Genomic DNA, 26,292 nt, shown 5'->3' with positions numbered 1-26,292 from the left:
CGGGGGTACTTGGTGAAATCCTTGATCAGCCGTCCTGCCGCAGGCGCGCCAGGGCCGCCTCGAACGGCGGTGTGCCGCGCAGCGCCTCGGACACCACGCGGCCCTGCTCCACCCACAGCAGCCGGTCGGCCAGTTGCGCCTCCCGCAACTTGTGGGTGGCCAGCACCAGGGTGCGGCCCCGGGCCGCACTGTCCAGCCGCGCCAGCAGGTCGGCGGCCGTGCGTGCATCCAGGCCCTCGGTCACTTCGTCCAGCAGCCAGCAGCGCGCGGGGCTCAGCAGCAGCCGCGCCAGCGCCAGGCGCCGTGCCTGGCCGCCGGACAGGCCCAGCCCGCCCTCGCCCAGCCGCGTGTCCAGGCCCTGCGCCATGGCGCGCACATCGCCGGCCAGCCCGGCGACCTCCAGCGCCGCCCACAGCGTGTCCTCGGCGACCTCGGGGCAAGCCAGCAAAAGGTTGTCGCGCAGGCTGTCCTCGAACAGTTCGGTGCGCTGCGTCATCCAGGTGCAGCGCCGGGCACGCACGGCGCCGGCCAGCGGCTGGAGCTCGCCGGCCATCAGGGACAGCAGCGTGGTCTTGCCCGCGCCGCTGGCGCCCAGCAGGGCGACACGCTCGCCTTCGGCAATGCGCAGGTCCTGCGGCAGCGCTGCGGCACGCGGCGCCACGACGTGTTCCAGTTCAAACGCCTGCCCCTGCCGGGGTGCAGCGGGTTCGGGCATGGCTCGCGCAGCGCCATCGCGCAGGGCAGGAGCCAGCCGACGTGCGGCCAGCCAGCTGCGGCCGGCCTCCAGCGCGCCACGGCGCAATGCGGCAAAGGGCTCCATGGCCGTCAGCGCCAGCAGCAGGGCCAGCGCGGCCACGGGGGCACCCAGCAGGCCGGCCTCGGCCAGCCAGCCCACGCCCAGCAGCACACCGGCCAGGGCCAGGGCGCCGCACAGGCCTTGCACGAAGGAGGTTCGGGCCTCCAGGCCGTGGAGCGCGGCGTCGGCCTCGGCCACGCGGGCGTCCAGGGCGGCAATGCGTTCGCAATGCGCGGCCAGGGTGCCGGCCATGGCCAGCTCTGCCTGCCCGGCCACCAGGTCGGCCGTGCGGGCGCGCAGGGACTCCAGCGCCAGCGCACGGCGCACGGCGGGCCGGCGCGCGCCGCGCGCCAGCCACAGGGCGCTGCCCAGGCCCGTGGCCAGCAGCCACAGGGCCAGTGCCAGGCCCAGCCACCAGCGCATCAGGCCCAGTGCCAGGGCGGCCATCAGCGTAGCACCCGTGGCGGCCAGCAAGGGCACGAACAGGCGCAGGTACAGGCTGTCCAGCGCATCCACGTCGGCCGTCAGCCGCTGCAGCAGGCGCGCGGGCCGCAGGCGCAGGCTCAGAGCAGCGGCGGGAGTAGCCCAGCTGCGCAGCAGCCGCTCGCGCAGGGCGGCCAGCACGGCCAGGGTGGCGTCATGGGTGACCAGCCGTTCGGCATAGCGCGTGCCCGTGCGGCCCAGGGCCAGCAGGCGGATACCCGCCGAAGGCATGAACACATCGAAGACGATGGCCGTGGCCGGCAGCAGTCCGGCCAGCGCCGTGGCCGTGATGAACCAGCCCGACAGGCCCAGCAGCGCCATGCCCATGAGCACCGTGAGCAGGGCCAGCAGCGCGCCACCCAGCCACAGGCGCCGGGGCGCCATGCGCGCCAGGGCGGCAAGCACGGGCCAGAGGGTGGAGCGGGGCTTCATGCGGCCAGCTCCTCTGGGACGGCAGGGCCCGCCAGTTCCACCACGCGGTGCATGGCGGCGGCCAGTTCGGCATCGTGGGTGGCGACGATCAGCGTGCGCCCGCGTGCCAGCTGCAGCAGGGCATCGGTGACCTGGGCGGCCGTGGCCGGGTCCAGGTGGGCCGTGGGTTCATCGACCAGCAGCAGGCCTGCATCGCGCGACAAGGCCAGGCGCGCCAGTGCCAGGCGCACGATCTCCCCACCAGAAAGTCCGGCTCCGCCCTCGCCCAGCGTGGCGCCGGGCCGGGTCTCGGCCAGCTTGCCCAGCCCCGCCAGCCGCAGGGCCTGGCGCAGCTCGCCGAAGGTGAATCCCGGGCGGCCCAGCCGGAGGTTTTCGGCCACCGAGCCGGCGAACACATGGGGGCTCTGCCCCATCCAGGCCATGCGCGCGCGCAGCCGGCCGGCCGATTCGCCGTCGAGCAGCTGGCCGTCGATATGGATGCGCCCAGGCTCGGCCACCGGCAGCAGGCCGGCAATCTGCGCCAGCAGCAGCGACTTGCCGCTGCCGCTGGGGCTCCACAGCGCCACATGCTCGCCAGGCCGCACGTCCACCGTGAGCGCCGGCAGCGTGACCGCGCCGCCTGGCGCCTGGGGCCGCACCTGCTCCAGGTGCAGGGCGCAGGCCTGGCCGGCAGCCCTGCCGGGTGCACTCAGCGCGCCGGGCAGCGGCTGCGCATCGCGGCCCAGCTCGCCCAGGGCCTGCAGTGCGGCCTCGCCGCTGGCGCGGTCGTGCCAGACGGCAGACAGCTCACGCAGGGGATCGAAGAAGCTGGGCGCCAGCAGCAGCACGAACAGCGCCTGGCCCAGGCTCAGTGTCTGGCCCCAGCTGCCAAAGGGCAGATGGCCCAGCAGGTGAAAGCCCACGTACACGGCCACCATGGCCACGCCCAGGGCCGAGAACAGTTCCAGCACCGCAGAGGACAGAAAGGCGATGCGCAGCACGCGCATGCTGCGTTCGCGCAGGGATTCGGCATTGGCGCGCAGCCGCTGCGCCGTGGCATCCACCGCACCCAGGGCGCGCAGGGTGGACAGGCCGCGCAGCCGGTCGAGCAGGAAGGCGTTCATGCCGCCCAGCTCCAGCATCTGCGCCTGGCTGGCCGCCTTGGCGCGCCAGCCGACGATGGCCATGAACAGCGGGATCAGCGGCGCGGCCACCACCAGGATCAGCGCCACCACCCAGCTCTGGCTGGCCACGGCCAGCGCAATCACCAGCGGCACGGTGCGCACGCGCCACATGGCGGTCTGGTAGCGCGACAGCCAGGGCACGATGGCCTCGGCCTGCTCGGCCATGGCGCTGGCTGCCTGGCCCGAGGCCGCGCGCTGGCGGTCCAGCGGCGAGGTGCCCGCCAGCGTGCGCAGCACCTGCATTCGCAGCGCGCTCACCAGGCTGCGCGCCTGCAGATTGGCGCGGCGCGTGCCGCTGGCATCGCACCAGGCGCGCAGCCCGCCCAGCAGCGCCACGCCGGCCGCAAGCAGCCAGAGCGGCCACAGCGGCCACAGCGGCTCCCTGCCCGCGCCATCGGCCATGGACTGCACGGCCAGCGCCAACAGCGCCGCCTGGGGCAGCCACAGCAGCGAGGCCAGCACCAGGCGCCCCGTACCCGCCATCGGACGACGCGCCAGCTGGTGGAACTCAGGCAATGACGGGGTACAAGGTTTGTTCATTTATTCTGTAATTTCAGTATTTACTGAAATTACGCAAACAATTCTAAACAAACTTGCTCCAGGCAAGTCGCTCGTGGGGGGAAGCCGAGTGAAGCAGTCAAGCGTGCGCAAGGGGGTTTGCGCAAACAACTTCCAGAACCGGACCCGCACAGCGTGGGTAATACCCAAAGAAAACGGCGCCCGAGGGCGCCGTCTGGCGGGGTAGGAGAAGAGCCCGTCCTGGGCTCCCCTACCTTACGGGGTGGACAGCAGGCGGTCGCGCGCCTGGTTGTATTCGCGCTTGAGACGCTCTACCAGCTCGCCCGCACCCGTGACTTCGCGGATGGCGCCGATGCCCTGGCCGCAGCCCCAGATGTCCTTCCAGGCCTTCTTGGCGTCGCCGCCGAAGTTCATCTTGCTGGGGTCCGACTCGGGCAGGTTGTCGGGGTCCAGGCCTGCCGCACGGATGGACGGCGCCAGGTAGTTGCCATGCACGCCCGTGAACAGGTTGCTGTAGACGATGTCATCGGAGGTGCCGTCCACGATGGCCTGCTTGTAGGCGTCGTGCGCACGCGCCTCATGCGTGGCGATGAAGGCCGAGCCGATATAGGCGAAGTCCGCACCCATGGCCTGGGCCGCAAGGATCGCACCGCCCGAGGCGATGGAACCCGACAGCGCCAGGGGGCCGTCGAACCATTCGCGGATCTCCTGGATCAGCGCGAACGGGCTCTTGACGCCCGCATGGCCGCCCGCGCCCGCCGCCACGGCGATCAGGCCATCGGCCCCCTTGTCGATGGCCTTGTGCGCGAACTTGTTGTTGATGATGTCGTGCAGCACCACGCCGCCCCAGCTGTGCACGGCCTGGTTCACGTCCTCGCGCGCGCCCAGGCTGGTGATGACGATGGGCACCTTGTACTTGGCGCACATCTGCATGTCGTGCTCGAGCCGGTCATTGCTCTTGTGCACGATCTGGTTGATGGCGAACGGCGCCGAGGGCCGGTCCGGATGGGCCTTGTCCCAGGCGGCCAGGGTCTCGGTGATCTCGGCCAGCCAGTCTTCGAGCTGCTCGGCCGGGCGCGCGTTGAGCGCGGGCATGGAGCCCACGATGCCGGCCTGGCACTGGGCGATCACGAGCTTGGGATTGCTGATGATGAACAGCGGCGAGCCGATCACTGGCAGGGCCAGTTTCTTCAGCGCCGGGGGAAGCTTGGACATGCGTTGTCTCCGTTGGTTCTCGGTGTCTCTGTCTGCGTTGTGCCGTGCGGGAGCGCCGGGTCAGAAGGCGTCCATGGGCAGCGCCATCACGCTGTCGCCGCCGTGCACGATGGCATCGCGCAAGCCCGCCGCCTTGACGAGGATGTGCTCGGCATAGAAGCGTGCCGTCGCAATCTTCGCGCGCATGAAGGCCTCGTCCTGTCCCTTGTGCAACAGCTGCTCGGCCGCCAGCAGGGCGCGGCCCATCTGCCAGCCTGCGACGAGGTTGCCGGCCAGCATCAGGTAGGGAACGCTGCCGGCGTACACGGCATTGGGCTCGGCCCTGGCCTGGCCCGAGACGAAGTGCACCGCCTCCACGAAGGCCTGGCGCGCGGCGGCCAGCTGGCGGGCCACGGCCAGTGCCTCGGGCGTGCCGCTGGCGGCCAGCTCGGCCTCGGTCTTCTCGATCTGGCCCGCGATGGCCAGCGCCGTCTGGCCGCCATCGCGCGCGGTCTTGCGGCCCACGAGGTCATTGGCCTGGATGGCGGTCGTGCCTTCGTAGATGGTCAGGATCTTGGCGTCGCGGTAGTACTGGGCGGCGCCCGTCTCCTCGATGAAGCCCATGCCGCCGTGCACCTGCACGCCCAGGCTGGTGACTTCCAGGCTCATCTCGGTGCTGTAGCCCTTGACCAGGGGCACCATGAATTCATAGAAGGCCGCATTGGCCTCGCGCACCTGGGCGTCGGCATGGTGGTGGGACGCATCGTAGGCGGCAGCGGCCGTGGCCGCCATGGCGCGGCAGCCCTCGGTGTAGGCACGCATGGTCATGAGCATGCGGCGCACATCGGGGTGGTGGATGATGGTGGCGCTGGCCTTCACGCTGCCGTCCACGGGTCGGCTTTGCACGCGCTCGCGGGCATAGGCCACGGCGTGCTGGTAGGAGCGCTCGGCCACGGCAATGCCCTGCACGCCCACGGCGTAGCGGGCCGCGTTCATCATGATGAACATGTATTCGAGGCCGCGGTTTTCCTCGCCCACCAGGTAACCGATGGCGCCACCGTTGTCGCCGTACTGCAGCACGGCCGTGGGCGAGGCCTTGATGCCCATCTTGTGCTCGATGCTCACGCAGTGCACATCGTTGCGCGCGCCCAGCGAGCCATCCTTGTTGACCAGGAACTTGGGCACGACGAACAGGCTGATGCCCTTGACGCCCTCGGGCGCCCCGGCCACGCGGGCCAGCACCAGATGGACGATGTTCTCGGCCATGTCGTGCTCGCCATAGGTGATGAAGATCTTGGTGCCGAAGACCTTGTAGCTGCCATCGGGCTGCGGGTCGGCCTTGGTGCGCACCAGGGCCAGGTCGGAGCCGGCCTGGGGCTCGGTCAGGTTCATGGTGCCGGTCCACTCGCCGGTCACCAGCTTCTCGAGATAGGTGGCCTTGAGCGCATCGCTGCCGGCCGTGAGCAGGGCCTCGATGGCGCCGTCGGTCAGCAGCGGGCACAGCGCAAAGCTCAGGTTGGCGCTGTTGAGCATTTCCACGCAGGCCGCGCCAATCGTCTTGGGCAGGCCCTGGCCGCCAAAATCCTGCGGATGCTGCAGGCCCTGCCAGCCGCCTTCGGCGTACTGGCGAAAGGCCTGCTTGAAGCCCGCCGTGGTGGTGACCACGCCATCCTTGAGGCTGGAAGGCGCCACGTCGCCCGGCAGGTTCAGCGGTGCCACCACGCCTTCGCACAGCTTGGCGCATTCCTCCAGCACGGCCTGGGCCGTCTCCAGGCCGGCCTCCTCGAAACCGGGCAACTGCGCCACCTGGTCGATCTGCGCCAGATGCTCCATGGCGAACAGCATGTCTTTGAGGGGAGCCGAGTAAGTCATTGTTGAACCTTCCTGAACAGAGCCTGGGCCGCCGGCGCGCAGCGCGCGGCGACCTGGGACAGCGGGCGCGCCGTCACAGCCTTACTGCGTGACGCGGCCCGATGCATTGACGATGGACAAATCCACGAATTTCGAGCCCGCCTGCGAGCCCGGACGATAGGTAACCCAGTAGCCGCCCAGATCGAAGGCGTCCAGGCCGCGCAGCGAAGCGGCCAGCTTCTCGCGCGTCAGCGGCTGGGTGCGGCGCATGGCCTCCACGATGACGCGGGCGTTCACATAGCCTTCCATCATCGCGTAGCTGACCGGCACGGCCAGCGACTTGCCGGCTGCGGCGGCCGCATCCCTGAACTCCTTGTTCAGGCGCATGGTCACCTTGTAGGGACTGGGCACGACCTGGGCAATGGACAGGCCGCTCATGAACTCCACGGGCAGGCGCTTGGCCAGTTGCTCGATATCGGCTTCGGACGTCGCGTAGATCTGGGCCGTGCCACCCGCCATGCGGTACGCCTCGACAAAAGCCGAGGTCACGGGGCTGGAGGCCACCACCATCACGGCCTGCGCCGAAGGCTGGGCCTTTTGCAACTGGGACACGGCCTTGTCCATGGCGCCCTTCCCCGTGCTCAGCGAGGCGCTGGCCACCAGCTTGGCCTTGGAGGGCGCAATCGCCTTGCCCACCAGTTCCGCCACGGCCTTGGCGTCGGGGCGCTCGTCATGCAGCAGGGCCAGGCGAGTGATGCCCACGGTGGCCAGGTGCGATGCGATCTTGGCCATTTCCTCGGGCAGGTTGGCGCGCGTGCTGAAGATCTGCGGATTGCCCAGCACCCGCGTGTCCGTGCTCTGGTAGCCCACAAGGGAGATCTGCGACTGGTCGAGCAGCTTGCTGTCCAGCAGCGCCGCCATGTTGCGGTTGCCGAAGTAGCCGGCCAGCACCACGGGCTTGGACTCGTCCAGCAGCTTGCGGGTCTTGTCCACGGTTTCCTCGGGATGGCCCACATCGTCCACGGTGACCAGTTGCACGGGCTGCCCCTGCACGCCGCCGGCCTTGTTGATCTGGTCGAAGTACAAGCGCATGCCCTGGGCATAGGCACGGCCCTGCGTCGCGCCGGCTCCCGACATGGGTGCCACCTGCCCCACCACCCAGGCATTGGCCTCGGCGGCCAGCGCCATGGCGCCACAGACAAAGGCCACGGCCGTGCGGGCCAGGCGCAAGCGCATCATCTTCATTTCAATCTCCCTCGCGGTTCATGCATCGCCAGCACCGGCTGGCGGCCAAGTCCGTTGTTGTAGTCGGTGGTGCACGCCGTGACCAGCGGACCATCCCGGAATCCATGACGGAAAAAGAGGGGCCTATGCCCCTCATTTTTCAGCTTAAGCCGCTTACAGCGCCTGCACCAGTTCCGGCACGGCCTGGAACAGGTCGGCCTCCAGGCCGTAGTCGGCCACCGAGAAGATAGGCGCCTCGGGGTCCTTGTTGATCGCCACGATCACCTTGGAGTCCTTCATGCCGGCCAAATGCTGGATGGCGCCCGAGATGCCCAGGGCGATGTACAGCTGCGGCGCCACGATCTTGCCGGTCTGGCCGACCTGCAGGTCGTTGGGCGCATAGCCTGCGTCCACCGCCGCGCGCGATGCGCCGATGGCGGCGCCCAGCTTGTCGGCCAGCGGCGTGATGACTTCCTGGAACTTCTCGCTGCTGCCCAGCGCACGGCCACCGGAGACGATGATCTTGGCGGCCGTCAGTTCCGGGCGGTCGTTCTTGGTGACCTCGCGGCCCACGAAGCTGCTCTTGCCGTTGTCGCCAGCGGCGGCCAGTTGCTCCACCTGGGCGCTGCCGCCCGTGGCAGCGGCTGCGTCAAAGCCCGTGCCGCGCACGGTGATGACCTTGATCTTGTCGCTGCTTTGCACCGTGGCAATGGCGTTGCCCGCGTAGATGGGGCGCTCGAAGGTGTCGGCACTGTCCACCTTGGTGATGTCGCTGATCTGGGCCACGTCCAGCTTGGCGGCCACGCGCGGCGCGGCGTTCTTGCCGCTGGCGGTGGCGGGGAACAGGATGTGGCTGTAGTTCGAGGCAATCGCCAGCACTTGCGCCGCGATGTTCTCGGCCAGGCCGTCCTTCAGGCTGGCGCCATCGGCGTGGATGACCTTGGACACGCCAGCGATCTGGGCCGCAGCCTGCGCGGCGGCGCCGGCATTCTCGCCCGCCACCAGCACATGCACGTCGCCGCCGCAGGCCAGGGCCGCAGTGACGGTGTTGAGCGTGGCGCTCTTGATGGAAGCGTTGTCGTGTTCTGCAATAACGAGGGATGTCATGTCGCTGTCTTCCTTAGATCACTTTGGCTTCGTTCTTGAGCTTGGACACCAGCGTGGCAACGTCCGGCACCTTCACGCCAGCGCCGCGCTTGGCGGGCTCGGCCACCTTGAGCGTCTTCAGGCGCGGGGCCACATCCACGCCCAGCTCTTCAGGCTTGACGGTGTCCAGCTGCTTTTTCTTGGCCTTCATGATGTTGGGCAGCGTGACGTAGCGCGGCTCGTTCAGGCGCAGGTCGGTGGTGATGACGGCCGGCAGGCTCAGGGCCAGGGTTTCCAGGCCGCCGTCCACTTCACGCGTGACATTCACCTTGTCGCCAGCGACCTCGACCTTGGAGGCGAAGGTGGCTTGCGGCAGGTCGGCCAGGGCCGCCAGCATCTGGCCGGTCTGGTTGGCGTCGTCGTCGATGGCCTGCTTGCCCAGGATGATCAGGCCGGGCTGCTCCTTGTCCACCAGGGCCTTGAGCAGCTTGGCCACGGCCAGGGGCTGCAGCTCCTCGGTGGTCTCCACCAGGATGCCGCGGTCGGCACCGATGGCCATGGCCGTGCGCAGGGTTTCCTGGCACTGGGCCACGCCGCAGGAGACGGCGATGACCTCGGTGGCCACGCCCTTTTCCTTGAGGCGAACGGCTTCTTCGACGGCGATTTCGTCAAAGGGGTTCATGCTCATCTTGACGTTGGCGATGTCCACGCCCGTGCCGTCCGACTTCACGCGGACCTTCACGTTGTAGTCCACCACGCGCTTGACCGGGACCAAAACCTTCATTGCAGCGGCTCCTGATTGATTGATAGATTGACGTTTACGTAAACCGAAATCATTGTATGCGGCGCTGCAGCAGCTGCGGCAGGTTTCCCTGACGATCGAGGGCCGCATGCGCGCTCACAAAAAAAGAACGATCGTGCCATTTTAAGCACGGCCATTGAGATTTCCTGCAGGGGAACAGCCTGAACTCAGGGTATGCACCTAGGAATAATCCTAGCTGTTTTTCTCTGCTGCCTGAGCCGCCACGCCCCCGCGTTCGGTGATCTGAACCACCTGCTTGGGGACCGGCAGGCTCACGCCCGCTGCACGCAGGCCGCGCAGCACGGCGAGGTTCACCTCGGAGCGCACATTGCCCTGGCCATTTTGCGGGTCGTTGATGTAGTAGCCGAGGCTGAACTGCAGGCCCTGCTCCACAAAGTCCACCAGCGCCACCGAGGGCGCGGGCGTCTTGAGCACGCGCGGCTGGGCGGCTGCGGCATCGAGCAGGATGCCGCGCACCTGCTCCACATCGCTGTCCATGCCCACGACGATGTTGGTGGACAGGCCGAACTTGACGTCGAATCCGGTGAGGTTCTCCACACGCTGGGTGATCAGCGTCTCGTTGGGCACGATGGACTCGCGGCCGTTGAGCGCGCGAATGATGGTGTAGCGCGTGCGGATGTCGGTGATGCGGCCCTCGAAGCCGTCCACGCGCACGTTGTCGCCGATGCGCAGCGCGCGCTCGATCAGCACCAGAAAGCCGCTGACGTAGTTGGAGGCGATCTTCTGCATGCCGAAACCCAGGCCCACGCCGATGGCGCCGCCCATGACGGACAGCGCCGTCAGGTCCACGCCCACCATGGACAGCGACACCAGCAGCCCCACCAGGATCAGCACGCTGCGCGTGATGTTCATGGCCACCTTGCGCATGGACAGGTCGCTGACCCACTGGTTGATGACCTTCTGCTCGAACAGCGTTGCCACCCACAGCACGGCGACCATCATCAGGCCTGCCGACAGCGTGCCCTCGATCAGGTTGAGCAGGCTGACCGGCGTCTTGCCGATGTTGAACTGCAGGGCCTCCAGCTCCTCCATGACCTGCGGCAGCAGGCCTATGCTGTGCAGCACGGCCGCGCCCCAGGCCAGCCAGGAGAAGATGCGCTCGATCAGGCGCACCACGGTGGAGTGGGGGAAGGTCCGGCTGAGCACCCGCGCCACGAACCGGATCACCGACAGGGACACCAGCAGCGACACGGCCACGCGCAGCCAGAACACCGTGGAAAAGCGCGCCAGGATCTCCTGGCTGGTGAATACCAGCACCAGCGCCAGCAGCGGGAACAGGGCGCCGTCGAGCGCATGGCGGCCTATCCAGACGGAGGGCTTTCCATCGTTCAGATGGCCGTAGCGCGCATGCAGGCCGCGCATGGCGCCGTAGGCCAGCAGCAGGCAGGCGATGAGCACGGAGAACTCCAGCCAGGCGCTGGAGCTTTGGAAGTCGTTGATGAGCTTGTCGAAGATGTCCATGGATCAGGGCCGTTCCGCCGCAAGGGCGCAGGCCGTCATCATCGCGCAGATTCACGACGGCCCCGGCGGACCGGCGCCTACATGCAAGTCGGTCAGCGGCCCGTCTTCCAGGCCGGTTCGCGCTTGGCGGCGAAGGCCTGGGCGCCCTCCTGGGCGTCGGCATCCATCATGTTGGCGGCCATGGTCTGGCCGGCCAGCTGGTAGGCCGCCTCGATGCCCATCTCGCGCTGGCGGTAGACCAGGGCCTTGCCCATGGCCACGGCCGCGCGGGGCTTGCTGACGATGGACTGCACGAAGTGCTCGACGGCATCGTCCAGCGCCTCCTCGGCCACCACGCGGTTGACCAGGCCCTGCTCCAGCGCCTGCTGCGCGTCGATGAAGTCGCCCGTGAGCAGCATCTCCATGGCCTGCTTGGCCGGCACATTGCGCACCAATGGCACGCTGGGCGTGGCACAGAACAGGCCATAGTGGATGCCGCTGGTCGCAAAGCGTGCCTGCTCGCCTGCCACGGCCAGGTCGCACTGGGCCACGAGCTGGCAGCCTGCCGCCGTGGCTATGCCGTGCACGCGCGCGATCACGGGCACGGGCAGCCGGTGGATGGACAGCATCATGCGGCTGCACTGGGCGAACAGCTTCTGGTAGTAGTCCAGCTGCGGATGGGCCGCCATGTCCTTGAGGTTGTGCCCCGCGCAAAAGGCCTTGCCGGCAGCAGCCAGCACGACCACGCGCACGGACTCGTCGCGCGCCACGTCGTCCAGCGCCTGCTGCAGCTGCGTGAGCATCTGCTCTCCCAGGGCATTGAAGCGCTGCGGGTCATTGAGCGTGAGGCGCACGACGCCGCGCGCGTCGCGCTGCACGTCGAGCAGGGGACTGGCTCCAGAAGGATGGGGGTTCGCGTTCATGGTGCTCCAGATCCGGTTCAGAGGTCGGCCAGCACGCGCACGTGCGCTTCCACGCTGCGCGCAAGCGGGCCCATCACATAGCCGCCTTCCAGGCAGGAGACGATGCGCCCCTTGGAAAATCGCCGAGCGATGTCCTTGATGCGCGAGGTGATCCAGGTGAAGTCCTGCTCGGTCATGCCCAGCTGGCCCATGTCGTCCTCGCGGTGGGCGTCGAAGCCGGCGCTGATGAAGATCAGCTCGGGCTTGAAGGCCTCCAGGCGCGGAATCCACATCATCTCGACGATTTCGCGGATGTCCATGCCCTTGGTATAGGCGGCCACCGGCACGTTGACCATGTTGGCGGCCGGGTGCTGGTCGCCGCTGAAGGGGTAGAACGGGTGCTGGAAGATGCCGCACATGAGCACGCGGTCGTCGCCGGAGAGGATATCCTCGGTGCCGTTGCCGTGGTGCACGTCGAAATCGATCACCGCCACGCGCTTGAGGTGGTGGCGGCTGAGCGCGTACTTCACGCCCACGGCCACGTTGTTGAAGAAGCAAAAGCCCATGGCCTGGTGGCGCGTGGCGTGGTGGCCCGGCGGGCGCACGGCGCAAAAGGCATTCTCCAGCTCGCCGGCCATCACCGCATCGGTGGCCGCCAGCGCGGCGCCGGCCGCATGCAGGGCGGCCGAGAAGGTATGGCTGTTGATGGAGGTGTCGGTGTCGATCTGCGAGTACTCGGGGCCGCCGGCCTGCTGCTCCTCGACCAGGCGCTGTGTCAGGCCCTGCAGCGCGGCCACATGCATGCGATCATGGGCCAGTTCGATGTCGGCCAGCGAGGCCTGGGGGGCCTCGTGCCGCTCCAGCGCATCGGCCACGCCGGTCACCAGCAGCCGGTCCTCGATGGCGTCGAGCCGGGCCGGACATTCGGGATGCCCGGGCCCCATCTCATGCCGCCAGCACTCCCTATGGGTGAAATAACCCGTCTTGCCCACAGTGATGTCTCCGCGATGTTTTTTTTAGGATAACGTCGCGCCATGCAAGCAACACACAAGATCAAGGCGCTTCTGGATCAGCTTAACACGGTGGTTGTAGGGAAACCGGCTCAGGTCCGCGACAGTGTGGCCTGTCTGCTGGCCGGGGGACACCTGCTGCTGGAAGACGTTCCCGGCGTGGGCAAGACCACGCTGGCGCATGCGCTGGCACACAGCTTCGGACTGCAGTTCTCGCGCGTGCAGTTCACGGCCGACCTCATGCCCAGCGACCTCACCGGCGTGTCCATCTACGAGCGCGCCAGCGAGACCTTTGTCTTCCACCCCGGCCCCGTTTTCGCCCAGGTGCTGCTGGCCGACGAGATCAACCGCGCCAGCCCCAAGACGCAGAGCGCCCTGCTCGAAGCCATGGAAGAGCGCCAGGTCTCTGCCGAAGGCCGCACGCACCGCCTGCCCGAGCCCTTCTTCGTGATCGCCACGCAGAACCCGCAGGAACAGCTGGGCACCTTCCCGCTGCCCGAAAGCCAGCTGGACCGCTTTCTGATGCGCATCAGCCTGGGCTATCCCGACCGTGCGGCCGAGCGTTCCCTGCTGTCCGGCAATGGCCGACGCGCCCAGGCCGACGCACTGGCGCCGCTGCTGACCACGCAGGAGCTGCAGGATCTGCAGGCAGCCGTGCTCCAGGTGCATGCCAGCGACGCGCTGCTCGACTATGTGCAGGACCTGCTGGAGGCCACGCGCTCGGGCCAGTGGTTCGTGCAGGGCCTGTCGCCGCGCGCCGGCATTGCGCTGCTGCGCGCGGCCCGGGCCGTGGCCCTGATGGAGGGGCGCGACTACGTGGCGCCCGACGATGTGCAGGCCATCCTGCCGCAGACGGCGGCCCACCGCCTGGTGCCCATTGGCTCCTCCGGCCGGGGCGCCGTGGAGCAGGTGCGCGCCATGCTGGACGCCGTGGCGCTGCGCTGATGCAGGCCGCTACCGCGTCTTCGCCCGGCGCCGCCCAGCCGGGGGCATCGCTGCGCCAGCGCTGGTCTCCCGCGCGGCGCGTGCGCCAGTGGTGGCATGCCCGCCTGCCCCGCACGGACAGCCTGAAGCTGACCCAGCGCAATGTCTACATCATGCCGTCGCGTGCAGGCTGGGCCCTGGCGCTGACACTGTGCGTGCTGCTGGTGGCCGCCATCAACTACCAGCTCAACCTGGGCTATCTGCTGACCTTCCTGCTGGCCGGCAGCGCGGCAGCGGGCATGGTGGTCGGCCACGGCAATCTGCGCGGTCTGGCGTTGCATCTGCTGCCGCCGGCCGGCAGCTTTGCCGGCCGGCCCTGCCGCTTCGACGTGGTGCTGCACAACGCACGCCGCAGCACGCGTTGGGGCATAGGCCTGGCAGTGCAAGGCGATGCGGCGGTCACCGACTGGACCTGGATCGATGTCCCGGCACAGGGCAGCACCACGGCGCAACTGGCTTTCACGCCACTGCGCCGGGGCCTGCAATCGCTGCCCACGATCACGGCGGCCACGCGCTACCCCCTGGGCACCTTCCGCGTCTGGGCGCTGTGGCGCGCGCAGACCCAGGCCTGGATCTACCCGGCGCCCGAGCACAATCCCCCGCCCCTGCCTGCGGCCAGTGCCGATGCCGGCGGCCGCAGCGCGGCCTCCACGCGCCACGGCGACGAGTTCGACGGCGTGCGTGCCTACCGGCGCGGTGATGCGCTCAAGCTGGTGGTCTGGAAAAAGGCCGCCCAGGCCTTTGCCACGGGCAGCGACCAGCTGGTGAGCCGCGACCGCCCTCTGTCCCAGCAGCACCGCCTGTGGCTGGACGCCAAGGCCACCGGCCTGGCCGACCCCGAGGCCCGCATCAGCCGCCTGACCGCCTGGGTGCTGGCCGCACGCCAGCAGGACCTGACCTGGGGCCTGCGCCTGCCCGACGGCCGCGAGATCGCCCCAGACCAGGGCGCGGCCCATGCCACGCTCTGCCTGGAAGCCCTGGCGGCCTGCCCATGAATCGCACGTCCATGCCCTCCTCCTTCCAAGCCGTCGTGCTGCCTGCGGCCACCTGGCGCCAGCGCCTGGCCGCCCTGCCGCGCGATGCGCGCGACACCCTGTTCCTGCTGGCCGTGGTCGCCTGGGTGCTGATGCCCCAGGCCGCCCACACGCCCTGGTGGACCATGGTCTTCGTGGCCGGCCTGCTGCTGTGGCGCGGCCTGCTGGCCTGGCGCGGCCAGCCACTGCCCGGCCGCTGGCTGCTGGGCGGACTGCTGCTGCTGGCCCTGGGTGCCACCTGGGTGTCGCACGGTACCTTTGTCGGGCGCGATGCGGGCGTGACCCTGATCGTGCTGCTGCTGGCGCTCAAGACGCTGGAGCTGCGCGCCCGGCGCGATGCCATGGTGGTGTTCTTCCTGGGCTTCTTCGCGCTGCTGGCCAACTTCTTCTACTCGCAGTCCCTGCTGCTGGCCCTGGCCATGGTGCTGGGCCTGTTGGGCCTGCTCACGGCCCTGGTCAACGCCCACATGACCGCTGGCCGCCCGCCGCTGACCCAGGCGCTGCGCACGGCGGCCCTGCTGGCGCTGTGGGGCACGCCGGTGATGGTGGCGCTGTTCCTGTTCTTTCCCCGCATGGCGCCGCTGTGGGGCGTGCCGGGCAACGACCTGGCTGGCCGCAGCGGCCTGTCGGAGAACATGCGCGTGGGCTCCATGGCCTCGCTGGTGCTGGACGAAAACGTGGCCCTGCGCCTGCGCTTCGACACGCCCGACGGCGCCCCGCCATCGGCCAGCACCCTGTACTTCCGGGGTCCCGTGCTCTCGCGCTTCGACGGCCAGGAATGGCAGATGGACACGGAGGCCGGGCTGGACAGCGCCCAGTTGCGCGTATCGGGCGAAGGCGTGCGCTACCAGATGACCATCGAGCCCAGCCGCCGCCCATGGCTGCCCATGCTCGACGCCACGCCCCAGCCCCCCGAACTGCCCCAGGGCATGGGCAGCGCCCGCATGACGCCCCAGCTGCAATGGCTGGCCTGGCGCCCCATCACCGACGTGGTGCGCATCAGCGCGCAAAGCCATGTGCAGTTCAGCTACGGCCCGCTCAAGCCCACCCGCGCCCTGCGCCGCTACACCCAGCTGCCCGAAGGCAGCAACCCGCGCACGCTGGAGTTGGCCCGCCAGATGCGCGCCGACCCGCAACTGGCCGACGCCCCGCCCCGCGCCTGGGTACAGGCCGCCCTGGCGCGCCTGCGCACGGGCGGCTACACCTACACGCTGGACCCCGGCGTGGTGGACAGCGTGCACACGGCCGATGATTTCTGGTTCGACAGCAAACAGGGATTCTGCGAGCACATCGCCTCGGCCTTCGCCGTGCTGATGCGCGGCATGGGCGTGCCTGCCCGCATCGTCACCGGCTACCAGGGCGGCGAGCGCAACCCCATCGATGGCTACTGGACCGTGCGCAACGCCGACGCCCACGCCTGGACCGAGGTCTGGCTGGAGGACGAAGGCTGGGTACGCATCGATCCCACCGGCGCCGTGGCACCGTCGCGCGTGGGCGAGTTCCAGCGCCTGCGCGCACCGCAGGGCGCCATTGCCGGCGCCGTGGGCAACTTCGTGGGAGTGGGCATGCTGCAGCAGATGCGCGCCGTTTGGGAGGCCGCCAACAACGGCTGGAACCAGTGGGTGCTCAACTACACGCAAAGCCGCCAGCTGGACCTGCTCAAGAACCTGGGCGTGCAGTCGCCCTCCTGGGTGGACATGCTGCGCCTGCTGGGCGCGCTGGCCGGCGTGGCCGCACTGGCCTGGCTGGCCTGGATGGCCCGCGCCCAGCGCAACAGCCGCGACGAATGGCTGCGCCTGATGGACAGAACCCGCGCCCGGCTGCGGCGCATCGGCCTGCAGGCCGATGCCAGCCTGCCCCCGCGCGCGCTGGCAGCCCAGGTCATGGACCGCTGGGGCCAGGAAGACGCCATGGCCGCCAAGGCACTGCACGACTGGCTTCTGGGCATGGAGCGCCAGCGCTACGCACGCGCCCCCCGATCCGCACCCCAGGCCGCACCCGATACCCCCGGCCTGCCCGCCCTGCGACGCCAATGGCGGGCGCTGGACTGGCCACGCAATCCGCAGCCACGGCCACAAGCCGCCGCTGCCGGCCCCACGACAAGCACACCATGACCAAGCAACGATTGATCCCCTCCGCCCTGCTGCTGCTTGCGGCCGCCGCCCTGCCCTGCGGCGCGCTGGCCGGCAAGCCGGCGCCCACCCAGGCAGCAGCAGCCAGCCCCGCTGCCAAAACCATGGCCAAGTCCACGGCCAAATCTTCCACGAAAAAGCGCACGGTCGCTGCTGCCGCCGCCACGGCGGCAGGCGGTGCCGCCGTGGCCAGGACCGTGCAGGGCAGCACGCCCTACGGCGAGCGGCCTGAAGCCATGCAAATGGCTGCCGACATTGCGATGCGCCACGACCTGCCGGTGGACTGGGTGCGCGACACCATCGCCCAGGCGCGCTTTCTGCCCCAGGTGCCCCGCCTGATGACACCAGCTGCCCAGGGCACGGCCAAGAACTGGGGCGTCTACCGCAGCCGCTTTGTCGAGCCCGTGCGCATACGCGCCGGAACCCGCTTCTGGCAGGACAATGCCGCCGCGCTGGCGCGTGCCGAAAAGCAGTACGGTGTGCCGGCCGAAATCATCGTCGGCATCATCGGCGTGGAGACCATCTACGGCCAGCAGATGGGCAATTTCCGCGTCATCGACGCCCTGGCCACGCTGAGCTTCGACTTCCCCGCAGCCCACCCCCGCGCGCAGGCGCGCACCGAATATTTCCGTGGCGAGCTGGAGCAGTTCCTGCGCTTCACGCACCGCGCCGCAACGGACCCGTTCTCGCTGCGCGGCAGCTACGCGGGCGCCATGGGCATGGGCCAGTTCATGCCCAGCAGCTGGGTGAAGTGGGCCGTGGACTTCGATGGCGACGACCGCATCGACCTGTTCGGCAGCGCGGCCGATGCCATCGGCTCGGTGGCCAACTACTTTGTCGCGCATGGCTGGAAAAGCGGCATGCCCACCCACTACCCTGTGATCATGCAGGCCCAGGGCGCCGACCTGGCCGCCCTGCTGGCGCCCGACATCCTGCCCCAGTTCACGGCCGCAGAGATGGCCGCGCGCGGCGCGCAGTTGCCGGGCAGCGGCGCTGAGCATCAAGGGCCGCTGGCCCTGGTCAAGCTGGAGAACGGCGCGCAGGGCCAGCCGCTGTACATCGCGGGCACGGAGAATTTCTATGCCATCACGCGCTACAACTGGTCCAGCTACTACGCGCTGTCCGTGATCGAACTGGGCCAGGAAGTCGCCGCAGCCATGGGCCGCTGATCCGAGCTGCCAGGGCCATCAGGGCCGCCGCATGCGGCACGTCGATGGCTGCTCGGCACGCGCCGCCTCGATCTCCCGCACCACGCGGAAGCCGTAGCCCGAGCCTTCCACATCGAAGGGCACGCCGGGCGCGCCCTGCCTGTCCATGACGCCGACCACCAGCGCCTGCTGGAACTGGTGGTCGGCCGCGCGCATGCGGCCCTTGCGCCCGGCCAGCGCCACCTCGGCGCTTTCCAGCGCCTGCGCAACGGCCACCGTGTCGGTGCTGCCCGCACGCGCCATGGATTGGGCCAGGGCCTCGATCATCAGTTGCATGCGCATGTGCACATAGTCATCGGCAGGCCTGGGAAAGCGCTCGCGGAATGCCTTGTAGAAGGCCTGGCTTTCGGCGCCGGGCACGTTGGGCAGCCAGTCGGCCACGGCCAGCACCTTGCCCACGCCGGCCTCGCCCAGGGCGGCGGGCGCACCCAGCGCATTGCCGTAGAAGGTGTAGAAGCGGCCGTCAAAACCCGCCTCCCGCGCGGCCTTGACCAGCAGCATCAGATCATTGCCCCAGTTGCCCGTGATCACGGCCTGGGCGCCGCTGGCCTTGATCTTGGCGGCATAGGGCGCAAAGTCCTTGACGCGGCCCACGGGGTGCAGCTCGTCGCCCACGATGGCCACATCGGGCCGCTGCGCGGCCAGCTGGCGCCGTGCCTCGCGCAGCACGGCCTGGCCAAAGCTGTAGTCCTGCCCGATCAGGTAGGCGCTGCGCACGGCCGCGTCCTCGCGCAGCACCTGCATCAGCGCGGCCATGCGCATGTCGGCATGGGCGTCGAAGCGAAAGTGCCAGAAGCTGCAGCGCTCGTTGGTGAGCGCAGGATCGACGGCCGAGTAGTTCAGGTACAGCACGCGCCGGGCCGGATCGCGCTCGTTGTGCTTGGCAATGGCATCGACCAGCACGGCGGCCACGGCCGATGAATTGCCCTGCATGACCACGCGCGCACCGCCGTCGATGGCTGCGCGCAGCGCGGACAGCGCCTCCTCGTTCTGGCCCTTGCTGTCATGGCGTTCGATGGCCAGGGGCCGGGCGCCGCCCTGCGCGGCCGGCAGTGGCACGCCGCCGCGCGCATTCACGCGCTCGGTGGCCCATAGCAGGTTGCGGAACACGGCCTCGCCCGTGTTGGCAAAGGGGCCGGACAGGCTTTCGATCAGCGCCAGCCGTATGGGCTCGCCACGCGGCGGAGGCACGGGCTGTCCGCGTTCGTTTGCGGCCAGGGCCGCCAGCGCCGGCGCAGCAAATAGCGCCATGGCACCGCTTTTCAAGACCTTGCGGCGCAATTTATTCATGGCTTTTTCCCTCTTGAAATGCGTTCAACGCCGCTCAACTACGCTCCATGCGGCGACAACTTCGATGAAGCCGCGCAGTTTATAGGAGCCACTTCACCATGATCTTCTCGCCTGTTCTCCGCCGCAACGCCTTCAACCCCCAAGCCGCCGATCTGGCCCTGCAGCGCTTCCTGCAAGGCACCCTGGGCAACGCCGCCCACTCTCCCTCGTCGGTGCAGGTGCAGCGCGATGAAAAGGCCACGACGCTGCAGCTGGATGTGCCCGGCCTGTCCCGCGAGCAGTTGCAGTTGAGCATCGAAGGCGCCGTGGTCCGTCTGTCCAGCGTCGAGGGTGCGCCCCGCCAGGTGCAGCGCGCCTGGGAGCTGGACCATGAGATCGACACTGCCGCCAGCAGCGCAAGGCTGGAAAACGGCGTGCTCACGCTGTCCCTGGCCCGCCTGGAACCGCAGAGCAAGGCCACCACGCTGAGCATCCAGTAAATCCGGTCAGCGAGTTTGTGCACCCGGGCTGTCAACCAATCCTTTCTTCCCTCCTCTTAGCAAGGTGACAGCCCGTTTTCAGAGCCCGGCACATGCCGGGCTTTTTTTGTGCTGCACAGGCTGCGCATCGCAGGTGGCCCGCCGCACAGCGCGGCGATGGGGAAGGCAGAGGCGGACTAGGAATCAGGCCAGCGAATCGAGCGGCCAGCGCGGCTTGACGTCGAAGGCGTAGTGCCTGTTGGCCACTTCCCGGCCCGCCTGAAGGCGCATGGCGGCGGCCATGGCGATCATGGCGCCGTTGTCGGTGCACAGGTGCAGCTCGGGGTAGTGCACGCGCAGCTTGCGCTTGGCGCAGGCCGCATCCAGTTGCGAGCGCAGCAGCCGGTTGGCACCCACGCCGCCGGCCACGACCACGCGCTTCATGCCGGTCTGCTGCAGCGCGGCCAGGGTCTTCTTGACCAATACCTCGACGATGGCCGCCTGCGTGCTGGCGGCCAGGTCGGCCTTGCGCGCCTCCAGGTCATCGCCCAGCTTCTTCGCCTGGGTCAGCACGGCCGTCTTCAGGCCGGCGAAGGAGAAGTCCAGGTCGCCCGAATGCAGCAGCGGCCGGGGCAGCTTGAAGGCCTGGGCATCGCCGCCTTCGGCCAGGCGCGAGAGCACGGGGCCGCCGGGATAGGGCAGCCCCATGAGCTTGGCCGATTTGTCGAAGGCCTCGCCGGCCGCGTCATCGATGGTCTCGCCCAGGATGGCGTAGCTGCCCACGCCGTCCACGCGCATCAGCTGCGTATGGCCGCCCGAGACCAGCAGGGCCACGAAGGGGAATTCCGGGGGATCGGCGCTCAGGAAGGGCGACAGCAAATGGCCTTCCAGGTGGTGCACGCCCAGCACGGGCTTGTTCAATGCCGCAGCCATGGCGCAGGCCACGCCCGCCCCCACCAGCAGGGCGCCGGCCAGGCCGGGGCCGCGCGTGAAGGCGATCACATCGACCTGGTCCAGCGAGCGGCCGGACTCGCCCAGCACGTTTTCGGTCAGCGGCAGCACGCGGCGGATGTGGTCGCGGCTGGCCAGCTCGGGCACCACGCCGCCATAGGCGCGGTGCATGTCGATCTGGCTGTGCAGCGCATGGGACAGCAGGGTGGGCACGCCCGTCCCATCGGGGGCCTCGACCAGGGCCACGCCGGTTTCATCGCAGGAGGATTCGATCCCCAGAATCAGCAAACTCATGGGGCTGAAGTGTAGAACCTGCGGGCGCGGAGCACGGCCACAGGCATCAATGGCCCCTGGCAGGCGGGCAGTTGCACGGCCGGCGGCCCGCTACAGGTTGTCTATGTAGGAAGAGCGCGAGAACTGCACGGGCTCGAAGCCGTCGGAGGTCCAGATCTCGCTGGCGATCAGTGCCTGGGCATCCATGGGGCGGGCGAAGTAAAAGCCCTGCAGCTCGTCGCAGCCCAGGGCCTGCAGCACTTCGCGCTGCTGCTGGTTGGTCACGCCTTCGGCCACCACGCGCAGCTCCAGCGCATGGGCCAGGCGCACGATGGCATCGACCACGGCCCGCGCATCGCTCTTGAGGGCCACGTCGCGCACGAAGCTGCGGTCGATCTTCACCTCGTCGGCGCACAGCTGGCGCAGCAGGGCCAGGCTGGAGTAGCCGGTGCCGAAGTCGTCGATGGAGATCTGCACGCCCATGCCCGTGAGTTCGGCAATCACGGCCATGGTGGTCTTGTCGTCCTCCATGGCCACGGACTCGGTGATCTCGAAGACCAGTTGCTCGGGCCGGATGCGGTGCCTTGCGATCGCCTCGGCAATGAACTGCGCCAGCCGCGTCTGAAAGAGCTGGTAGCCAGAAATATTGATGGACACCCGCATGAAGCGCCGCTCGCTCGCCCACTGCGCGGTCTGGCGACAGGCCTCGTCGATGACCCAGTCGCCGATTTCGCTGATCAGACCGAAGCGCTCGGCCAGCGGGATGAACACGCGGGGACTGATCAGGCCGAACTGCGGATGGTTCCAGCGCGCCAGCGCCTCCACGCTGCGGATGCGGCCCGTGCGGGTATCGACTTTGGGCTGATAGAAGAGCACCAGCTGCTGGCTGGCCACGGCGCGACGCAGGGCCTGCTGCAGGTCGAACTGCGCGGCCACGCCCTGGCGCATGCTTTCCTTGAAGATGGCGTAGGTGTTTCCGCCGGCACGCTTGGCTGTGTACATGGCGGCATCGGCCGCCGCCATGAGTTTTTCCTTCTGGCCATGGTCGGGATAGACGGCCACGCCGATGGAGCTGCTGATGGAGACCGACTTTCCTGGCAGGTCAAACGGCAGGCTCAACGCCTTCTGCACCCGGCCCGCCATGGCCACGGCGTCGTCCACCGAAGCCAGGCAGCCCAGGAGCAGCACGAACTCGTCGCCACCCATGCGCGCCAGCGTGTCCGATTTGCGCGTCATATGGCCCAGACGCACGGCCACCTGGCACAGCAGCGCATCACCGGCGGCATGGCCCTCCACGTCGTTGATGGGTTTGAATCCGTCCAGGTCGATGTACAGCAGGCCCACGCGCACCGGCCCGCAGGGCCCCGGCTGCACCACCGAGCTGTCGGCGCGCGCAATCGTGCGGCCCAGCCGGTATTCGAACAGCGCCCGGTTGGCCGTACCGGTCAACGGGTCCCTGAAGGCGATGCGCTTGAGCTTCACATTGGCGCGCAGCAATTTCTCATTGCTCTGCTTGAGCGACTGCGTCAGGCGCTGCGCCTTGCAGCGCATGCGGATGTAGAGCACCGAGCACACCAGCAGGAACGCCACGAACGCACCGGCGCCCCACGGGCCGAGGGCATCCCATCCCGCGAACCAGACGCCCCCATCGGCAAATTGCGCCGACGCGACGGCATCCTCGGCAGCCGCAAGGACCTGACCCTGAGCGATACAAGGCAGCAGCAAAGCCAGCCAGCGCGCAAATGTCGGGCCGCGCCAGCGCGCAGGTACCCACAGGGACCCTCCCTCGGTCATGAACAGCCAATGCATGGGGAAAAACCGATCTTCTCGTGATATTTCAAGCTCATGCCGATTCAGCCTCGCTGCCGCATTGCGCAGCCCAATGCCGTGGTCTGCCTTGCCATGTGCGCCGGATGAACGGGACTTTGCCTGAAAAAAACCGCACCATTCACCTTGCAAGCATTCGACACGCTTACACGTCTATTTGTGTATCGAAAATTTCAAATCATTAAAAAAATTCTATCAAACCATCTATCCCGCACCCATGCAAGCGCCGCGTGACGCCTCGGCATGGGAATTGCATCCAGGTCCATTGCATCCAGGCAAAACGCATCAAGGCAGGCAGACAGGATCCAAGCCCCCATGAAAACCGCTCTCAACTTTCTTGTGGCCGCGCGGCAGTGCGAAATCGGCGAACTGGAGCAGTTGCAGCGCACCAGCGCACTGGTGGATCTGCTCAGCCGCCTCATCCATGCGCTGCAAAAGGAGCGCGGCCTGTCCAACGTCTTTCTGGCCAGCTCAGGCACGCGCGGCGGCCCGGTCAGGCTGGCCCAGATGGCCGAGTGCGACCGCATGGCCGCTGCGGCACGCGACGGCTTCGAGCTGCTGGACATGCGGCCCGGTGGCGCGGGGCTCACCGGCCACCCCGGCCATGGCGCGCGTCTGTTCAGCCGCATCGCCCATGTGCTGCAATGCCTGGACGCGCTGCCCGCGCTGCGCGAGCGCGTCGCCAGCCGCACGCTTTCGCCGGAGGCGGCAACGGCCCTCTATATCGACCTGGTGGCCGGCCTGCTGGCCGTGGTCTTCGAGGCGGCGGACAGCGCACCCGAGCCCGGTATCTCGCGCCTGCTGGTGGCCTTGTTCAATTTCATGCAGGGCAAGGAGTTCGCGGGCCAGGAGCGCGCCACGGGCGTGGCTGCGTTCGGCGCAGGCCTGAGCGATGCGTCGCGCCAGCAGCATTGGCTGCACCTGATCGCCTCGCAGGAGCGCTGCTTTCAGGTCTTTGCGGAGTTCGCGCCACCCCATTCCCTGGCCCTGTGGCAAGAACGCAGCGCGGCCGACGCCACGCTGGCCGTGATCGAGCGGCTGCGCCGCCTGGGCTGCACGGCCACGGCGGGCGCGCCTTTGTCCGTGGAGATGGCCGAGCCCTGGTTCGACAGTTGCTCGCAGCGCATGGACGCGCTGCAGGCCGTCGAGGCCCGCCTGACGGCCGAGCTGCAGCAGCAATGCGAGCACCGTATTGCCGATGCCCGCGCCGCCCTGCAGACGCTGCTGCAGGCGCCGCAGGCATTGGCGACCATGCCGGTCTCCGCCACGCTGACGCTGGGCGAGCTGCAGCCCCCGGCCGCACGGCTGGGGCCGCAGTTGGACCGTTCCGTGATGGACCTGGTACAGGACCAGTCGCAGCGCCTGCAGGCCATGCAGGCCGAGCTGGAGACCGTGCGCGCCACGCTCACGGAGCGCAAGCTGCTGGAGCGCGCCAAGGGCCTGCTGATGGCGCGGCGCCAGCTCAGCGAAGGCGAGGCCCACAAGCTGCTGCGCCAGACCGCCATGAACCAGAACCGCCGCCTGGCCGATGTGGCGCAGGCCGTGCTCTCCATGGCCGATCTCCTGCCGCCTGCGCCTTGAACGCCGGGGCGGTGCGAGCCATGCTGCAGCACAGCACCGACTTGGTGCAGTGCCGCGACCTGGAGCGCCACGGAGCGCCATGGAGCGCACCAGAAGGTGGCTCGCCGAGGCCGGCAAGGCCGACGGATGGCATGGACCCCTGTGAACACGGCCTGGCACGCTTTCTGCATTGACTCTGGCAAATCCCGGCCAAAGGCGGCCGGGACCCGGTCTTGATTCAAGGCCCCAGGACAACGGCGTCACTCTCCCCGCGCAGCGCGGCTGGAGAGGACGCCGTTTTGCTTGGGACATGCCGGTTTGCAAGTGTTCCATTCCCGATGATCGAAGGAGTTCCGCCATGGCGTCACGCCCCAAGCCCACCACAGGCCCTCTCACCTCCGGCCCGGCCCTGCCCCGGCGCGACTTTCTGCGCCAGGCCGGCACGCTGGCAGGCGGTGCGGCGCTCTACACCCAGCTGGGCCACCATGGCGCCTGGGCGGCCGGCTCCGATGCGCCCGAGAAAAAAGAGGTGCGCATCGGCTTCATCCCGCTGACCGACTGCGCCAGCGTGGTCATGGCTTCGGTGCTGGGGATCGATCAGAAGTACGGCGTCAAGATCATTCCCTCCAAGGAAGCCAGCTGGGCCAGCGTGCGCGACAAGCTGGTCAATGGCGAACTGGACTTTGCCCACGTGCTGTACGGCCTGGTCTACGGCGTGCACCTGGGCGTGGGCGGCGCCAGGAAGGACATGGCCGTGCTGATGACGCTCAACCACAACGGCCAGGCCATATCGCTGTCGAAGAAACTGGCCGACAAGGGTGCCGTCAATGGCGCGGGCCTGGCCAAGCTGATGGCCAGCGAAAAGCGCGAATACACCTTTGCCCAGACCTTCCCCACGGGCACGCACGCCATGTGGCTGTACTACTGGCTGGCGGCCAACGGCATCCACCCGCTCAAGGATGCCAAGGTCATCACCGTGCCGCCGCCTCAGATGGTGGCCAATATGCGCGTGGGCAACATGGACGGCTTTTGCGTGGGCGAGCCCTGGAACCACCGCGCCATCATGGACGGCATCGGCGTCACGGCCGCCACCACCCAGTCCATCTGGCAGGACCACCCCGAAAAGGTGCTGGGCACCACGGCCGAGTTCGCGCGCCAGAATCCCAACACGGCACGCGCCGTGACGGCGGCCATCATCGAGGCCGGCCGCTGGATCGACGAGAGCCTGGCCAACAAGACCCGCATGGCAGAAACCATCGCCGGCAAGGCCTACGTGAACACGGGGGTGGATGCCATCAACCAGCGCATCCTGGGCCGCTACCAGGACGGCATGGGCAAGACCTGGGACGACCCCAACCACATGAAGTTCTACGGCGACGGCAGCGTGGGCTACCCCTACCTGTCCGACGGCATGTGGTTCCTCACCCAGCACAAGCGCTGGGGCCTGCTCAAGGACCACCCCGACTACCTGGGCGTGGCCCGCTCCATCAACCGCCTGGACATCTACCAGCAGGCCGCCACCGCCGCCAAGGCCCCGCTGCCCAAGGCGGAGATGCGCAGCAGCAAGCTCATGGATGGCACGGTCTGGGACGGCAAGGATCCGCGCAAGTACGCAGACAGCTTTGCCATCAAGGCCTGAGAGATCCCCTTTG

Annotated in this window: 20 protein-coding genes; 7 read left to right on the top strand and 13 right to left on the bottom strand. The window is 68.5% G+C overall.

The window, feature by feature from the left end; translation table 11 throughout:
* Positions 1 to 25 precede the first annotated feature (25 nt).
* From A9976_RS23620 to A9976_RS23575, 10 genes are all read right to left on the bottom strand, one after another.
* Complete coding sequence (locus tag A9976_RS23620) at positions 26 to 1,711, bottom strand: amino acid ABC transporter ATP-binding/permease protein (RefSeq protein WP_183021013.1); 1,686 nt, start codon at positions 1,709 to 1,711, stop codon at positions 26 to 28.
* Positions 1,708 to 3,357: a thiol reductant ABC exporter subunit CydD gene (gene cydD, locus A9976_RS23615; RefSeq protein WP_183021062.1), complete on the bottom strand. Its 1,650-nt coding sequence runs from the start codon at positions 3,355 to 3,357 to the stop codon at positions 1,708 to 1,710. Before cydD ends, A9976_RS23620 begins: the two co-directional genes overlap by 4 nt.
* 291 nt (positions 3,358 to 3,648) lie before the next feature.
* A complete protein-coding gene (locus A9976_RS23610) occupies positions 3,649 to 4,608 on the bottom strand; it encodes a nitronate monooxygenase family protein (RefSeq protein ID WP_183021012.1) in 960 nt (319 codons plus the stop codon).
* A gap of 60 nt (positions 4,609 to 4,668) precedes the next feature.
* Positions 4,669 to 6,459, bottom strand: a complete 1,791-nt coding sequence (locus tag A9976_RS23605) for an acyl-CoA dehydrogenase (RefSeq protein ID WP_183021011.1) — start codon at positions 6,457 to 6,459, stop codon at positions 4,669 to 4,671.
* Positions 6,460 to 6,540: 81 nt separating this feature from the next.
* Complete coding sequence (locus A9976_RS23600) at positions 6,541 to 7,683, bottom strand: ABC transporter substrate-binding protein (RefSeq protein WP_183021010.1); 1,143 nt, start codon at positions 7,681 to 7,683, stop codon at positions 6,541 to 6,543.
* Between the two features lie 153 nt (positions 7,684 to 7,836).
* Positions 7,837 to 8,769, bottom strand: a complete 933-nt coding sequence (locus A9976_RS23595) for an electron transfer flavoprotein subunit alpha/FixB family protein (RefSeq protein ID WP_183021009.1) — start codon at positions 8,767 to 8,769, stop codon at positions 7,837 to 7,839.
* A 13-nt stretch (positions 8,770 to 8,782) separates the two neighbouring features.
* Entirely contained in the window at positions 8,783 to 9,532 is a 750-nt protein-coding gene (locus A9976_RS23590; protein ID WP_012204310.1) for an electron transfer flavoprotein subunit beta/FixA family protein, read from the bottom strand.
* Positions 9,533 to 9,742: 210 nt separating this feature from the next.
* Positions 9,743 to 11,032, bottom strand: a complete 1,290-nt coding sequence (locus A9976_RS23585; RefSeq protein WP_183021008.1) for a mechanosensitive ion channel family protein — start codon at positions 11,030 to 11,032, stop codon at positions 9,743 to 9,745.
* 92 nt (positions 11,033 to 11,124) lie between these two features.
* Positions 11,125 to 11,934: an enoyl-CoA hydratase gene (locus A9976_RS23580; protein ID WP_183021007.1), complete on the bottom strand. Its 810-nt coding sequence runs from the start codon at positions 11,932 to 11,934 to the stop codon at positions 11,125 to 11,127.
* Between the two features lie 17 nt (positions 11,935 to 11,951).
* Positions 11,952 to 12,857 carry a histone deacetylase family protein gene (locus A9976_RS23575; RefSeq protein WP_049801441.1) on the bottom strand — a complete coding sequence of 302 codons (906 nt, stop codon included), beginning with the start codon at positions 12,855 to 12,857 and terminating at the stop codon, positions 11,952 to 11,954.
* Positions 12,858 to 12,947: 90 nt separating this feature from the next.
* Between A9976_RS23575 and A9976_RS23570 the strand changes: the two genes are divergently transcribed.
* The 4 genes from A9976_RS23570 to mltB are packed head-to-tail and all read left to right on the top strand — an operon-like array spanning position 12,948 to position 18,242.
* A complete protein-coding gene (locus tag A9976_RS23570; RefSeq protein ID WP_013803463.1) occupies positions 12,948 to 13,868 on the top strand; it encodes a MoxR family ATPase in 921 nt (306 codons plus the stop codon).
* The gene (locus A9976_RS23565; RefSeq protein WP_183021006.1) at positions 13,868 to 14,902 is read left to right on the top strand and encodes a DUF58 domain-containing protein; all 1,035 of its coding nucleotides are present in this window, start codon (positions 13,868 to 13,870) and stop codon (positions 14,900 to 14,902) included. The genes A9976_RS23570 and A9976_RS23565 overlap by 1 nt, the downstream gene beginning before the upstream one ends.
* On the top strand, positions 14,899 to 17,055 hold the full coding sequence (locus tag A9976_RS23560) for a DUF3488 and transglutaminase-like domain-containing protein (RefSeq protein WP_183021005.1): 2,157 nt from the start codon (positions 14,899 to 14,901) through the stop codon (positions 17,053 to 17,055). The genes A9976_RS23565 and A9976_RS23560 overlap by 4 nt, the downstream gene beginning before the upstream one ends.
* Positions 17,052 to 18,242 carry a lytic murein transglycosylase B gene (mltB, locus tag A9976_RS23555; protein WP_183021004.1) on the top strand — a complete coding sequence of 397 codons (1,191 nt, stop codon included), beginning with the start codon at positions 17,052 to 17,054 and terminating at the stop codon, positions 18,240 to 18,242. The genes A9976_RS23560 and mltB overlap by 4 nt, the downstream gene beginning before the upstream one ends.
* Positions 18,243 to 18,260: 18 nt before the next feature.
* On the opposite strand, the gene A9976_RS23550 is transcribed toward mltB, so the two are convergent.
* Positions 18,261 to 19,571, bottom strand: a complete 1,311-nt coding sequence (locus A9976_RS23550) for a branched-chain amino acid ABC transporter substrate-binding protein (RefSeq protein ID WP_183021003.1) — start codon at positions 19,569 to 19,571, stop codon at positions 18,261 to 18,263.
* A gap of 98 nt (positions 19,572 to 19,669) precedes the next feature.
* On the opposite strand from A9976_RS23550, the gene A9976_RS23545 reads away from it, so the two are divergent.
* Positions 19,670 to 20,050, top strand: a complete 381-nt coding sequence (locus tag A9976_RS23545) for an Hsp20/alpha crystallin family protein (RefSeq protein ID WP_183021002.1) — start codon at positions 19,670 to 19,672, stop codon at positions 20,048 to 20,050.
* Between the two features lie 183 nt (positions 20,051 to 20,233).
* On the opposite strand, the gene tsaD is transcribed toward A9976_RS23545, so the two are convergent.
* Both tsaD and A9976_RS23535 read right to left on the bottom strand, forming a co-directional pair.
* Entirely contained in the window at positions 20,234 to 21,274 is a 1,041-nt protein-coding gene (tsaD, locus tag A9976_RS23540) for a tRNA (adenosine(37)-N6)-threonylcarbamoyltransferase complex transferase subunit TsaD (protein WP_012204300.1), read from the bottom strand.
* A gap of 90 nt (positions 21,275 to 21,364) precedes the next feature.
* A complete protein-coding gene (locus A9976_RS23535; protein ID WP_183021001.1) occupies positions 21,365 to 23,062 on the bottom strand; it encodes a bifunctional diguanylate cyclase/phosphodiesterase in 1,698 nt (565 codons plus the stop codon).
* A gap of 333 nt (positions 23,063 to 23,395) precedes the next feature.
* On the opposite strand from A9976_RS23535, the gene A9976_RS23530 reads away from it, so the two are divergent.
* A complete protein-coding gene (locus A9976_RS23530) occupies positions 23,396 to 24,661 on the top strand; it encodes a nitrate regulatory protein (protein ID WP_183021000.1) in 1,266 nt (421 codons plus the stop codon).
* A gap of 337 nt (positions 24,662 to 24,998) precedes the next feature.
* Positions 24,999 to 26,279: a CmpA/NrtA family ABC transporter substrate-binding protein gene (locus A9976_RS23525; RefSeq protein WP_183020999.1), complete on the top strand. Its 1,281-nt coding sequence runs from the start codon at positions 24,999 to 25,001 to the stop codon at positions 26,277 to 26,279.
* Positions 26,280 to 26,292 lie beyond the last annotated feature (13 nt).

The organism is Delftia sp. UME58, from assembly GCF_014170385.1.
GTDB lineage: Bacteria > Pseudomonadota > Gammaproteobacteria > Burkholderiales > Burkholderiaceae_C > Comamonas > Comamonas acidovorans.
Note: the sequence above shows the minus strand (reverse complement) of the source record. Positions and strands in the feature narration are given on the sequence as shown.